The following is a 14,012-nucleotide window of genomic DNA, read 5'->3' on the forward strand; positions in this document are numbered from 1 at the left end:
TGTTTCATCTTACCGAACAAGCATGTTGTACAGCTATGCAAAGGCGTAAATGAAGACGTAGCTAATGATAGCTGCTTCAATCATGCCCGTCACCGTCCCGACGACGGGTGGTTCAAAGAAGAGGTGCCACTGCTCCATCATCTCGACCACTCCCTCGTAGACGCTGACCGCCCCGAATACACCGGGAAGGAGCATGACGACGGCAGAAACGACTGCTGCGGCGCCACCGAGTGCCAGCGCATCAGGTTCTATCGTTTCGTGAGCGGTTTCCATTTCATACTCTTCGCGGTTGGAAGTTGTGGTGCTCATGGGTGAAGATATGTCAAGCTAGTTCAATTTCATTTTTGCTTATATTCGAAGTCACACGTCGTAACACCGATTCGGCATTACTCTTCGAAGCCAAATGAAAGGCAGTAACGGGTCTAAGTAATAGTCCAATACAAATATTTCTAAATGAATATGGTTGTATTGAGTAGAGTAATGGGTTCAGTCCCTCGCGAAGAAATGTTCTGGCCGAACACTCGCAGCATCGACAGTCTTGCTAGATATTATCTTACAAAGAAGCTATGTGGATTGCCTTTTCCATCACACTTTTAAGAGAAACCAGGAAGAACGAAGCCAGTGATACTCCATGTATGGAGACCACTGTCGTCAGCGGAATCCTCGAATCGCTACGAATCGGGATTGGTTTCCTCTGGACCGCTGCATGGGCGATCACCATGGGGCTGATGATTACGAGTCTTGTGCAGGTCTACGTCTCGAAAGAGCGGATGGCACGTCTACTCGGCGACGATAATCTCGCCGGACTCGCGAAGGCAACCGTCTTCGGTGCCGCCAGTAGCGGTTGTAGCTTCGGGGCCGTCGCTATCGCGAAGGGGTTGTTCAAGAAGGGGGCACACGTGGTCAACGTTCTCGCGTTCATGTTTGCATCGACGAACCTCATCATCGAACTCGGCTTGATGATCTTGATCCTTCTCGGTTGGGAGTTTCTCTTGGCGGAACTCCTCGGGGGACTCATTCTTATCGCGGTGATGGCTCTCATCGTTCACCTGACGCTCCCGGAGAACCTCTTCGAAGACGTTCGGGAGGAACTGAATCAACGCGACCACGACCACGGTATCACCGAGGACCCGACATGCGGAATGGAGGGAAAAGACGAATACTCACTCGTTACCGACGGCGGTGAAACGCTGAAATTCTGTTCGGCTGGCTGTCTGGAGACCTACCAGCAGGAGGTCGCCAGTCGTGGCGGTTGGCGCGAGGAACTGTTGACGTGGGGTGGATGGTACAAACTCGGGAATCAGTACCGCAAGGAGTGGTCGATGATTTGGAAGGACGTCGTCGCAGGTTTCCTCATCTCCGGTTTCGTCATCGTTTTTGTCCCACAGTGGGTTTGGAACAATCTCTTTCTACAGGGGGATAGCCTGCTCGTAAGTGCCGAAAATGCGATCATGGGTGTGACAATTGCCGTCATCAGCTTTGTCGGCAGCATCGGCAACGTTCCGTTTGCGGTCGCACTCTGGGGTGGCGGCATCAGCTTCGCGGGCGTCATCGCGTTCGTCTACGCCGACCTCATTACGATTCCAGTGCTGAACGTTTACCGCAAGTATTACGGCTGGAAGGTAATGCTGTACATCCTCGGCGTGTTCTTCATCACGATGGCGTTCACCGGGTTTCTCATGGAGGAGTTGTTCACTGCCCTGGGTATCGTACCGAACCTCGCTGGCGGGGAGACGGCCACCGAACAGACATATTTCGAACTCAACTACGCATTCTATCTCAATGTCGTCGCGTTCGCGCTCTCGGGGTTCCTCTTCTACGTCTACCGCCGGGGGATCGGCGCACCCGGCCAATACCGGGACCCTGTCTGCGGGATGCAGATCGATGATAGCGGCCCGAGTGTTACCCACGATGGGGAAACGTACTACTTCTGCTCGAATCGATGTAAGCAGTCGTTTGAGCGCAACCCAGCCGAGTTCTCGCATCTACAGCCACAGACTTCTGGCGCGGGATCTTCTCAAAGCCACGAACATCATTGAACGGTACATCCCGGTTGTATCTCTACAGGCGGAGCAGGCCAAATGCCTCGGGTCGTGACCTCGGGGCGGTTCACCCTGTGCGACGGTAGTTATACACTCCTTGCAAGACTACTGTACTCCAGAGGTATTGGCAATAGTTGACACGCAACCACGATACAACGAGCTCCGGTCTACGATTGCTGGCGTTACCGTCGAAGGACGTGCCCACTCGCTAAGTACGTGGTTCGTCCTCGCACTTCGCCTCGTCGTCGGCTTTGCGTTCTTCTACACGGGCATTGAGAAGATTTTTGGCGGATTCGACGCACAGAGCTACCTCGTAAACGTTGCCGCGACGAACGGGAACCCCCTCGAGGGGCTGTTTCTCTGGATGGGACAGACGCCGTGGTTCGTCGATTTTGTGAACGTCGCCGTTCTGTGAGGGGAAGTGGCCATCGGTCTCGGCTTGATGGTCGGACTTCTGACCCGTCTCGCGGCGTTCTTCAGTGCCTTCCTGATGCTCATGTTCTATTTCGGCAACTGGGACCTCGAACACGGGTTTATCAACGCTGATTTCATGTACCTGCTGGTGTTCCTCTCGGTCGCTGCGTTCGGTGCTGGTCGGATCCTCGGCCTCGACGCCGTCGTCGAACAGTACGAAATCGATGGACGAGCTCAACCGATACCCTCAGTTGGAATACATTCTCGGCTGAAAGTCATATTTAACGCTAAAAAACGGTGTTCGAATTCGGGAGTTCGCCGTTCGGCTGGCTCCGCGTGATTAATGCATGCTGCGGCAGCTCTCGGCGCACTCGCTGAGAACGTCCGCACAGAGCTGGCAGTGGTCGTGGTCGTGTTGCTCGCATTCGTCTGCACACGCCTCACAGACGTCCGCACAGAGTTCACCTAACTGGTCGCTGTAGTCGGAGTCGCGGGCCATGAACCGTGCGTGCAGCGACGCGACGTCCGCGACGTCACGGCAGAGACGGATGCACTCGGCCATGTCTTCGCCGTGGTCGGTACATGCGTCGGCACACCACTCGCAGGCTTCGGCGGCTTCCGTACAAATTTCAATGCAGTCGCGCTGTTCTTCGCTCAGGTGGTCGATCTCGGAGACGGTGTCTGAAAGCGACATTGCATCCATTACTATGGGGTGCTGCTTTTCCGGGATTGTGGCTTCGATTGTAAAGGAACAACGACTGTTATCCAGACCATCGACGGGTTCGTGGAGGTGCTGTATTCGCAACGGACGAGCGCAGAATCCCGAGATTGGCCATGAACCATGGAACGTAACTCGCTGCTGTGGAGGATCTTCGTCCTCATGGGGTAAGTAGTCCACTTAGAGGGTTACAAACCGAAATTGGGAGGTTGATATTCGGCGGTTTGTTAACGGTGACGTTGATTCCATCGTTTCTACCGCGGTCTGTCCACTTCGAAGCATGCACGGACTCTCTTCGCCGTCCTCGCGTTTCCGTTCAAAATCCACGCCCCTATGAGACGTATCGCAAATACACGAACTGATGAGAAGACAAAAAGCGTGAAGCTATTACTCGTTGGCTGCCTCCTGCAGTGATTCGTACTGTTCGACGATCTCCTCGGCACATGACGAGCAACAGACGTGGTACATATCCCCGGAATCGACTTCAACCGTCTCACCATCGCCACTGATCTGATTTCCACAGATCGAACATTGGATGCCAATGTCGCCACTCCGAAGCGCTGGTTGCCACGACGAGTGTAGCACCGATTCGACCTCGTAGTCCTCGATTGCCGCCTCGTCCAAGGTGTCGGTGAATAACTCGTGAACTTCCGACGTGTCGAGAATCACTTTGGCTATGATACGCGATTCGACCGTCTGAAATACGTGTTCGACACCTGCGATGGCTACTAATTGTGACCGAATATCCGCCGCCTTACTGGCTTGAACGTCGAGAACCAGTAGCAGTTCGTCGGCTCTCGAAAGTTGTGTTTGGTCCATCTCGACGGTAAATCGCCGAACGATACCGAGGTCTTGGAGTCGTTCGACCCGGTTAGACACCGACGGGGGTGACAGATTGACGACGTCGGCAATCTCCCGATACGGGCGACGGGCGTCTTCGAGCAACAATTGCAGGATTTCGATATCGGTGGAGTCCAGCTCGCTCATCGATGGGGTCGGGAGGGGTTCGAGGTAATTCGTGCAACTGCTTGTCGATTCTCTGAAAGACTGTGATGGTCCATGATTAGTGTTTCACGGTATACCCTGCCTTCTCGATGGTTTGTGCAATGATATCAGTGTCTGCGTTTCCGCTAACCCTGACTCGGTCGGACTCGTTATCTGCGGCGGCGTTCTCAACGTCGTCTAATTCTTCGAGTGCCGATTCGACTGTCTGTTCGCATCCGCCACAGCTCATCCCTTCGACGGTAAGTTCGGTCGTCATACCCTGTTACTTTGGGGTGAACGTCTTTTTCTCGTTTCGGCTTCGAATCCGCGCATCACCGGCCGATGAATTCGAGGTTTCGAAACTAAGCGATTTGAAAGCCTTTTCAGCCAGCGAGGAAACCCGAAATGCTTTATTCCGATTACCAGCATCCGTGACCGTGTGTGAGGATTGTTGTCCACGTGAACTCCTCGCCCTCTATCGGTGCAGTCGTCTTGCTCTTCCTCGGCGTGAACCGACGACTCTTCTACGCAGGCGGCATTCCGTATGTCGTGGCGCAACGAATAACTAGACGATGCGAGTCGTCGCCGCTATTGTTCGCGTCGGAGACGTTCACGGCGCGTTTCAAACTCCTCTTCAGAGAGGTCGCCGCGGGCGTAGGCAAGTCGCAGTTCTTCAAGCGCTGCATCACCGCCAGCCCCATCGCCAGCGAGCGCGCGGTAGAGGACGTACCCTAGTGCAAGCACGACCAATAGCGAGACGAGCATCATCACCCAGCCCCAGATTGGTGTTGGACCGCCGTAACCCGGCCCCATCATCCAGCCACCCATCATCGGGAACGCGAACAGCATCATCAGCATCGGCGTGAACAGGATGACTGCCAGTATAACGACGATAAGTCGAAGCCACGAATCGTTCTGGCGTGCCGCGGTCATATGGAATACTAGCATTCAGAGTCAAAAAGAGGTATCGACGGTTCTGCACTCGTTTTAGAACCCCAAAATCAGACTGCCAGAATAGATTAGTCGGCCGCGCCGTTTACCGCGTCGGATAAAGAGCACCAGTTCTGATTAATGCCTTGAGCGTCATTCGATATGAGATGGGCCTTACAAATGCGTAAATTCGCGTTCGTTCTTGTGACGCTCGCATTGGTTGGCCTCTGGCCCGGTAGTGCTTCGATATTCACTGGCATCGTGGTTTGGGATTCACGGTTGCTCTGGTCGTTGTCCAATTGATTATCTTGGTCTATCGGTTCGAGATGTCCGATGTCGAAATCAGAACTAAAACGCCTCGTTTCTTCAGTTATTTTTCGACAGAGTATCGCCCTCTCGAAGGGCGTTTCGAGTTCCGAACGAGACAACAATGGAACTCATGACCACTGCAGTTCCGAAGAGCAGAACGAGGCTCAGGACGTGCAGTGCGACGACACCGTAGGTGTGACTGATCGTTTTGCTCGCCACTGCCACACTGTCGACGAGTAGAATGAGCGCGAAGTATTGCTTGAACGTTGCTTCGTCGACGAACTCGGTTAATCGGGAACCGAGATACGCACCGAAGACACTTCCACCGAGTAACGGGATGACGACCGAGAGGTGAACCGCATCTGCTCGGGCGTACATAAATGACCCATATCCACTCGAAATCGCGATCTGAAAGATGTCGGTTCCAACCGCTACTGTTTCCGATAGACTCAACCCGTACATTAGGATCGGCAGAATGAGAAACCCGCCGCCAACACCGAGAACGCCCGCCAGTATCCCTGTCGCGAACGCAATTGCCAGCACTATCCATACGGAAACGGTAACTCCTCCACTGAACGATAGCATCGGCGGAACGTAGACGGTTCCAATTTCTCCCAAGACGTTCGCATCTACCACTGTTCCCTGCACGGACGTACTGTTACGAGCGTCGAATAGCATGAATAGTCCAACCACCGCTAACAACCCGACGTAGGCGGTGCTGACGATGATGTCTGCGAGTCCGACGGCCGAAAGCTCGAACAACATCCGCTTCCCGACCTCTAACCCCATTGTCATTCCCCCGACGAGGAGGCCTCCCAGTTTGTAGTCGATGTGGCCGAGACGGCGATGCGTTACGACGGCTGTAATCGACGTTCCGAAGACGAACACTAGCCCGGAGCCGACCGCCGCTTCGACAGGATGGCCGAGAACGAGCAGTGCAGGGGTGACGAAGAAACTCCCACCGAGGCCGAAAAAGCCGAAGAGGATTCCGACCGTGAATCCAAAGAAAACGAAGAATGCAATCCCCGGTTCGAACGACCATAGGCTCATTCCTCCCATGTCGCTATCAGTGACGAGCACAACGGTATTGGGTCTTACTCCGAGCGTGTGTTGTCAGCCGTGTGCGTGGCTTCCCGTATTGTCACTCTCACCGTTGTTCCCATTACCACTATGCTGTCCACCGGAATTCCCTTGATCGGGTTTTAGAGCCACGTCACCAACCATCGTCGATGGATGCACGGTACAGATGTACTGTGCAACGTCACGCGTCGCGACAAATGCGAGCATTTGTACCGATCCTTCTTCAGTGATCTGCGGCGTAACTCGAATCGCATCTTCGGGTGGTTGCCTCCTTCCTTGATGTTCGCCCATCATCCTGTCCATCATGGTGCCATTCGCTCCGCCCACCATCGTCCCGTTCTGACCACCCATCATCGGCCCGCCGTGCTGCATGGTTCGAACAGTCGGTAATATCACGGGTAGATTCTCACCATTCGAGTCCCTCAGCGCGAATGTGTGCGGCTGTCCATCTAGGTTTTGCCACATGACTCCATACGTCCGTCCCGCTTCAAGCTGGAGCGTTGGGTTTTGTTGTCCGCCAATTGACTGTGGCCCCTGTCCTCGCCATCCGGACACATGGCCGCCGAAGCGGAAACAGCACATGCCACGGTGACGAGTACGAGACGTCGTTTCTTGTGCGCCCACTCTCGATGACGAGCCAATTACGATCCCTCCTACGGTCGCGATGAACCGTCTTCGGGTCTGTTTAGTTGGTCGTGGTTTCTCTAACATAGGACTCCCCCACTACGACCACGGCAAAGGTGACAATAAACCGAACTATTATTGTACACGGTGGATGTAACCACAACGATTTTTCTCGCGACGAAAACTTGCACCAGATTGAGATGAGCTAACGCGAGACACCGGCCTACCTGGTGTTCAGAGGAATCGAAGGGCGTTCGCAGGGCTGCGAAAACATAGGATGTGGATGGTTCGGATACGACTCATCCTCAATTGCGTCGTTAGCTCGGTGGCGATTCAGCATGGATGACTTCGGCAAGACTGTCGAGTTGCGCCGAAACGTGCATGCATTCCCCGGCAAGGTGAAGAACGAGGTCGTCAAACGCGATGATACCGACGACTTTGTTGTCGTCAACGACTGGAATCCGGCGTGCGTGAGCGTCGTTCATCGCCCGCAAGACACGTTGGACTTTCGCGTCTGCATCAACAGACTGCGGATCCGCCGTCATCACGTCCCGTGCGGTGAGCGTCTTAAGATCTATGTCTTTGTGGGTCAGGCTTGATGACCCGTTGGCGGCGACGACTTCAGCGGCGATGTCCCGGTCGGTGACGACGCCGACGAGTACATCATTTTCGGTGACGAGGACGCTTCCGACCGTTCGGTTGCGCATTATTTGGGCAGTCTCGGTGATGGGCGTGTCCGGCGTGACGCTGACCACGTCCGCCCGTGCGAGTCGTCGGGCGGTCATCCCGAGATCAGTGCGTTCGGTGGCCATAGCACCAGCCATACGCTAACAATTACAGTAAATTATTCGGCTGACTTCAAAGGCCGTGCCGAGTCGGCGTTCAGACTGCTGGTTGACGCTGTCGTCGGCAAACGCAGCGATGATCGCACTCACGGTTAACGAGGTCACTGCGATATACTGTGACCGACCCGGTGTAGAGCCCACACATCCATCAGTCTCCGGAACGTAGTTCATTTACCAAACTCGCCATGGATGACCACGACCACTCACAGAACGGAAATCCTCCATCAGGAACCGATTCTCACCATGGTCGCAACAGCGTAGATGACGATGAATCAGTCGGAACCGATGAGGACGACCGCGTAGAGCAATCGATGCTTGAGGAAGAGGCCGAGGACGCTGATGAGGCCGAGCGGAAGATTGCAGAACATGATGGGCATGGGATGGGTCACGGCAACGGTGATAACGATCACGGTGAACACGGGGGTATGCACGAAGGGCACGAACAGATGTTCCGTCGACGCTTCTTCGTTTCGACTCTCCTTTCGATTCCTGTTCTTCTCTACAGTCCATTCCTCCAGGAGACCCTCGGCTTTTCCGTTCCGGTATTTCCGGGGAGCCAGTGGATCAATCCCGTCTTCGCAGTGATCGTCTTCGCTTACGGTGGCATGCCATTCCTCCGGATGGCCAGCCCCGAACTGAAAGACCGCTCGCCGGGGATGATGACACTCATTTCGATGGCGATCACTGTCGCGTTCATCTATAGCTTGGCGAGCGTCGTCTTCCCGACACAGTCTGCGTTCTTTTGGGAACTTGTGACGCTCATCGACATCATGTTGCTAGGCCACTGGATCGAGATGCGGTCAGTCCGGCGGGCGTCCAGCGCTCTAGACGAACTGGCGAAACTAATGCCCGACACTGCAGAGCGGATCACTGGGTCAGGTGGCATCGAGGAGGTACCGGTGAATGAACTTTCGAATGGCAATCTCGTCCTCGTACGGCCGGGCGCCAGCGTTCCCGCGGATGGCATCGTCGAGGATGGCGAGTCGGACGTAAATGAGGCGATGATCACCGGCGAATCCAAACCCGTGGGTAAGGAACCCGGCGACGAGGTGATCGGTGGGACGGTCAACGGTGATGGGAGCCTCCGGGTGCGAATCGACGCAACCGGCGACGAGACGACCCTTGCCGGGATCATGCGCCTGGTCGAGGAGGCGCAGTCGAGCAAGTCGAAGACGCAGGTACTCGCCGACCGCGCAGCGGGATGGCTATTCTACGTTGCTGTCGGGGCGGCACTGCTCACCGCAGTCGCCTGGACCGTCGCGACAACATTCAATGCGACCGTGATCGAACGGGTAGTCACCGTCCTCGTCATCGCCTGCCCGCATGCACTCGGCCTGGCGATTCCCTTGGTGGTTGCAATCAACACCTCGCTAGCGGCTCGCAACGGGATGCTCGTCCGTGACCGCATCGCCATGGAAGAGGCCCGAAACCTCGACGCAATCATCTTCGACAAGACTGGAACGCTCACCGAAGGGAAACACGGTGTCGTCGGGACGGTTACCGTCGACGGGGTTGACGAAGCGGAGGCACTCCGCCTCGCTGCCGCCGTCGAGAGCGATTCCGAGCACATGATCGCGCGGGCTATCAGGGTGGCCGCCGCCGAGCAGGGGATCGACGTGCCTGCTGCAGACGACTTTGAGGCGATGAAGGGCCGTGGCGTTCGCGCGACCGTCGAGAGCCAAGAGGTCTATGTCGGAGGGCCGAACCTCTTAGAGCATCTCGACAGGGATGTTCCGGCTAATCTACGGGATTTCGCCGACGAAGCGGGCGAAAACGCCCGAACGGTTGTCTATCTCGTACGGGAAGGAGAACTAATAGCTGCGTTCGCGATGGCCGACGTCATCCGCGAGAAAAGCTACCGAGTCGTTGACGCGCTCCACGACCTAGACATCGAGGTCGCGATGCTGACAGGTGACGCCCAAGATGTCGCAAACGCCGTCGCGGACGAATTGGGTATCGACACGGTGTTCGCCGAAGTATTGCCCGAAGACAAGGACAAGAAGGTACAGGAACTCCAGGATCAGGGTAAACTTGTCGGAATGGTCGGCGACGGTGTCAACGACGCACCCGCACTGGCGCGGGCTGACGTCGGCATCGCAATCGGAAGTGGGACGGATGTCGCCGTCCAGTCAGCTGACGTCATCCTCGTCCAGAACAATCCGATGGATGTGGTTCGACTCGTGAAGCTAAGTAAGGCGAGCTACCGGAAGATGCAGGAAAACATCGTTTGGGCTGCGGGCTACAACGTCTTCGCGATTCCGCTTGCAGCGGGCGTGCTCGCACCGATTGGAATCCTCCTTTCACCTGCTGTCGGGGCACTTTTGATGTCACTCAGCACGGTCATCGTCGCGATCAATGCCCAGTTCCTCCGTCGCGTCGATCTCGATCTTCCATCGCTTCCAGGCACCTCTCCTTCTGGAAGTCCACGACCAGCCGACTAACCGAAGACCATCTCGCTCTTCGCCTCCTTCGCACCCCAAAGCTCGTATTGATATCGTTTGCTCTGTTCAATAGCCGATCTAGTAGACTGGCACAAAGCAGCTGGATCGATGCCAAGCGCTCGGCTATTCAGGCGCTCATCATGTTGCGGCAGCTCTCGGCACACTTTTTGAGAACGTCGGCACAGACCTGGCAGTGCTCGGCGTCGTGGCGCTCACATTCTTCGGCACATTCCTCGCACACGCCCGCACAGGTTTCGGCCAGCTGGCTGCCGTAGTTCGAGTCACGTGCCATAAAGCGCGCGTGCAACGACGCGACGTCAGCCACATCGCGACAGAGACGCAGGCACTCGGCCATCTCTTCGTTCCCGGCACACTCGTCGGCGCACCACTCACAGACTTCAGTAGCTTCGGTGCAGATTTCGATACAGTCGCGCTGTTCGTCGCTCAAATGGTCGATCTTGGCCGTCGTTTCTGAGAGTGACATTGCATCTCCACGTACAAGAGGCACATTTTCCCTATTTGTGGCTTTGATCCTAATGAACGTCCCAGCAGTAGATGTTTACGAAATTTCATAACTGTGTGATTAGCATCAGACGCAAAGATGCCACGTGATAGTGTTGTATACCATGTCACCGACTTCATCAAACCCATCACAGTTCTAATAACGACCTGGCGTTCTCATAGAGTCAGCAAGAACGATCTGGAGCACACTTTAATTAAGAACCAAATCGGGAGACTAGTGGTGTCAACTGAGACTACAGCGGCACCTAGGTTAACAAGACAAATGTTAGTCCTTCCTTGACCCATATTTTGTTAGCCGAAACCCCGTAAAGTGTCTCTCCCATAAGCCACAGACATGGACCGAAGAGAGTACGCAATCCTCGCACTCATCGCGCTCGCGACGGTCGGTATCGGCGTTTTCACCACGTCGAAGCCACTGGCGACGTTCTTCGTCGAGAGTACACGCCAGTTCCTGTCCACGACGGCGGCGATGGCGTGGATCACGTGGTGGGCGCTCGTCATCGGCTTCGCCATCGCTGGTGGCGTCGAAGCGTGGACGTCCAACCAAAAAGTCGCGGATCTCCTCGACGGCCACGGCGCTCGTGAGATCGGCTACGGGTCGCTGTTCGGGTTCGTCTCCTCGTCCTGTTCGTACAGCGCTATCGCCACGGCGAAAAACCTCTTCAAGAAGGGTGGGTCGGCGGCAGCGACTATCGGTGCGTTCATGTTCGCAAGCACGAACCTCGTCATCGAAATCGGCGCAGTCATCTGGATTCTCCTCGGCTGGCAGTTCTTGCTCGCAGACATCATCGGCGGGTTCATGCTCATCGGCTTGATGGCACTCGGGTTCGTCTACGTCGTCCCCGACGACGTCGTTGAGCAAGCTCGCCAGAACGTCCTCGATGACGGTGCTCCAACCGTTCAAGACCCTGTTTGTGGGATGGAAGTAAACCCCGAGGAAGCTGATTATTCTACTGAACACGACGGCCAGACGTACTACTTCTGCTCGCAGTCCTGCAAGGAGAGCTTTGACCCCGAAGAAGCCAACACGACCATCCGGGAACAAGCGACGTCGCTCTCGGGTTGGAAGGCGCTCGCCGACAAACAGTGGAAAGAATGGGGCATGCTCTGGGACGAGATCGCAATTGGATTCATCTTCGCTGGCCTCATCGCTGGCTTCATCCCCGAACAGGTGTGGACCTCGGTGTTCTCGGGCGCGACGTTCGGTCTCCCAGTGTACGTCTTCTGGACCGCAGTGCTTGGTGCCATTATCGGTGTGGCAACGTTCGTCTGCTCGGTTGGCAACGTCCCATTCGCTGCAGTTCTCTTCTCAAACGGCCTCCCGTTCGGGTCGGTGCTGAGCTACATTTACGCTGACCTCATTGTCCCACCGATCATGGAGGCCTATCGGGAGTACTACGGGACGAAATTCGCGGCCATCCTCTCGGGCATGATCTTCATCTCTGCAGTCCTTACGGGGTTCGTCATCCACTTCCTCTTCCTCGGTGCTGGGGTCATCCCCCCTGCCTCGAGCGTGCAGATCGCGGAGGTGAAAATCGAGATGAACTACAAGATGGTGTTGAACGTACTGGCGACTGTGTTCTTCCTCTTCCTTTACTGGCTGCACCGCTCGGAATCAGTCGGCGATGAAAGCGGTCACGACGAACACACCCAGACGGCGGACTGACTGATCTGTCCACGTTTGGCATGTTGTGAGATGCAGCATCTCACTACGTGTCGACGGCCTTGCACTGATGCTGGAGGTCATTCCCATTCGCTGAAGACGGACTCTACGCACTTTGGTCCGCTAAACTCGAAGCACTATCTGCGACTGGCACCTCCCATAGCAGAATCGTTCCGGATCCAATGACGAGGACCACACCGCCAACAGCTAGCGCGAACAGGGGCGAAACGGAGTCGGAGATAACACCACTCCCAAGTTGGAATGGCACGACAGCTAACCCGCTGACCATCGCCATCGCACTTAGCACGGTCGCTCGACCAAGGGTGTCAATCTGGTCGTTGACGTACTGCCCGGCAAACGACCGCGTCACATCAGACAGCCCTCGGGCAACCAAGAACGTCGGGAGTGCAAGGATCGGGACGAAGTACATCCCGACCAGTGCCGCTCCAACGACGAATGGGAGGACGAGGAACCACGTCCGCATGCCGATATGCTTCTTGATGGCACCCGTGTAATAGCTGAGGACGGCCCCGAAGAGGCTGTATCCAGCGTAGAACCACCCCAACAGCGATTTGACCTGTGATTGAGACACACCGAGGTCAACGATGACGGTCTGGAAGATGGGTTGGAGGAACACGAACACAAGGTACGTGACCGCAGCGTACAGGACGTAGTAGTAGAGGATGAATGACCGGAGATTCCGCCGTGAGAGTGCGTCTCTGACGATTTCAACAGTTCTGCGCATACTCAAGTCGTCGGTGTCAGTCTCCTCATACGTCTCTGGTTCGTCCATCGTGAGTAGTACCACGGCTCCGAAACCGGTGACGGCGGCCGCCACGAACCACGGATACGAGAGGTCGATACTGCCGAGATACCCACCAATGATTGCTGCACCGCCCCCGACTGCGAGCGCGGCGGATTCGCCTCGTCCGCGAACGTGAGCGAACTCGCTCTCGGAGAGGTCGTCAGTGAGCGTATCGTAGAGCCACGCATCTTCACTGCCCGATCGGAAGTTGTAGCCAGCCGACCAGCAGGCGTAGAGGACTGCCAGCGTGAGAAACGACCCGGCGAGCCCGATACCGAGGAGCGTCACCGAGATCAGGACGGTCCCGATGAGGAGGCTCATCCGGCGTCCGACGCGGTCGCCGATGTACCCGGTCGGAATCTCACCGAACAGCGTCGTTAGGTTGTAGATCGCTTCGAGGATCGCAATCTGGGTGAAGTCGAGTCCCTGTGCGAGAAAGAAGAGATACATGATCGGCCGATAGAATTCGACCGCCTTGGTCGCTTTGTAGAGATAGTATTTCAGAACGCTTCCACGCGCAGAATCCAACCAGCGACTTTGGGAGAGCATACTCATTGGAGGGGATTTGATGAGAAGCTCTCAATTATGTTCCGTTATTTCGATTCTGGGAGATCGTAATAACTCAACGGCACGGA

At 55.8% G+C, this 14,012-nt stretch carries 14 protein-coding genes and 1 pseudogene; 4 read left to right on the forward strand and 11 right to left on the reverse strand.

Annotated elements, in window-relative coordinates; all coding sequences use genetic code 11:
* Positions 1–33: 33 nt before the first annotated feature.
* Positions 34–309 (reverse strand): hypothetical protein, encoded by a 276-nt coding sequence (locus BW974_RS16045; RefSeq protein WP_076431250.1) that lies wholly within the window; start codon positions 307–309, stop codon positions 34–36.
* Positions 310–635: 326 nt separating this feature from the next.
* On the opposite strand from BW974_RS16045, the gene BW974_RS16050 reads away from it, so the two are divergent.
* Positions 636–2,039 carry a permease gene (locus BW974_RS16050; protein ID WP_076431251.1) on the forward strand — a complete coding sequence of 468 codons (1,404 nt, stop codon included), beginning with the start codon at positions 636–638 and terminating at the stop codon, positions 2,037–2,039.
* Between the two features lie 133 nt (positions 2,040–2,172).
* Positions 2,173–2,728 (forward strand): annotated as a pseudogene (locus BW974_RS16055) (DoxX family protein).
* Positions 2,729–2,796: 68 nt separating this feature from the next.
* On the opposite strand, the gene BW974_RS16060 reads toward BW974_RS16055, so the two are convergent.
* From BW974_RS16060 to BW974_RS26580, 8 genes are all read right to left on the reverse strand, one after another.
* Entirely contained in the window at positions 2,797–3,150 is a 354-nt protein-coding gene (locus tag BW974_RS16060; RefSeq protein ID WP_076431330.1) for a four-helix bundle copper-binding protein, read from the reverse strand.
* Between the two features lie 411 nt (positions 3,151–3,561).
* Positions 3,562–4,161 (reverse strand): AsnC family transcriptional regulator, encoded by a 600-nt coding sequence (locus BW974_RS16065; RefSeq protein WP_076431252.1) that lies wholly within the window; start codon positions 4,159–4,161, stop codon positions 3,562–3,564.
* A 76-nt stretch (positions 4,162–4,237) separates the two neighbouring features.
* Complete coding sequence (locus tag BW974_RS16070) at positions 4,238–4,435, reverse strand: heavy-metal-associated domain-containing protein (RefSeq protein ID WP_076431253.1); 198 nt, start codon at positions 4,433–4,435, stop codon at positions 4,238–4,240.
* 311 nt (positions 4,436–4,746) lie between these two features.
* Entirely contained in the window at positions 4,747–5,091 is a 345-nt protein-coding gene (locus tag BW974_RS16075; RefSeq protein ID WP_076431254.1) for an SHOCT domain-containing protein, read from the reverse strand.
* Positions 5,092–5,454: 363 nt separating this feature from the next.
* Entirely contained in the window at positions 5,455–6,447 is a 993-nt protein-coding gene (locus BW974_RS16080) for a sulfite exporter TauE/SafE family protein (protein ID WP_076431255.1), read from the reverse strand.
* Between the two features lie 63 nt (positions 6,448–6,510).
* On the reverse strand, positions 6,511–6,873 hold the full coding sequence (locus BW974_RS16085) for a hypothetical protein (protein WP_139328899.1): 363 nt from the start codon (positions 6,871–6,873) through the stop codon (positions 6,511–6,513).
* A gap of 545 nt (positions 6,874–7,418) precedes the next feature.
* Positions 7,419–7,913, reverse strand: a complete 495-nt coding sequence (locus tag BW974_RS16090; RefSeq protein WP_217694344.1) for a CBS domain-containing protein — start codon at positions 7,911–7,913, stop codon at positions 7,419–7,421.
* 305 nt (positions 7,914–8,218) lie between these two features.
* A complete protein-coding gene (locus BW974_RS26580) occupies positions 8,219–8,365 on the reverse strand; it encodes a hypothetical protein (protein ID WP_245800149.1) in 147 nt (48 codons plus the stop codon).
* Between the two features lie 6 nt (positions 8,366–8,371).
* On the opposite strand from BW974_RS26580, the gene BW974_RS16095 reads away from it, so the two are divergent.
* Positions 8,372–10,387: a copper-translocating P-type ATPase gene (locus tag BW974_RS16095; protein WP_245800150.1), complete on the forward strand. Its 2,016-nt coding sequence runs from the start codon at positions 8,372–8,374 to the stop codon at positions 10,385–10,387.
* A 127-nt stretch (positions 10,388–10,514) separates the two neighbouring features.
* On the opposite strand, the gene BW974_RS16100 is transcribed toward BW974_RS16095, so the two are convergent.
* Positions 10,515–10,871: a four-helix bundle copper-binding protein gene (locus tag BW974_RS16100; protein WP_076431258.1), complete on the reverse strand. Its 357-nt coding sequence runs from the start codon at positions 10,869–10,871 to the stop codon at positions 10,515–10,517.
* Between the two features lie 372 nt (positions 10,872–11,243).
* Between BW974_RS16100 and BW974_RS16105 the strand changes: the two genes are divergently transcribed.
* Positions 11,244–12,575, forward strand: a complete 1,332-nt coding sequence (locus BW974_RS16105) for a permease (RefSeq protein ID WP_076431259.1) — start codon at positions 11,244–11,246, stop codon at positions 12,573–12,575.
* Positions 12,576–12,678: 103 nt separating this feature from the next.
* On the opposite strand, the gene BW974_RS16110 is transcribed toward BW974_RS16105, so the two are convergent.
* Positions 12,679–13,932 carry an MFS transporter gene (locus BW974_RS16110; RefSeq protein ID WP_076431260.1) on the reverse strand — a complete coding sequence of 418 codons (1,254 nt, stop codon included), beginning with the start codon at positions 13,930–13,932 and terminating at the stop codon, positions 12,679–12,681.
* Positions 13,933–14,012 lie beyond the last annotated feature (80 nt).

This window comes from Haladaptatus litoreus (genome assembly GCF_900156425.1).
GTDB lineage: Archaea > Halobacteriota > Halobacteria > Halobacteriales > Haladaptataceae > Haladaptatus > Haladaptatus litoreus.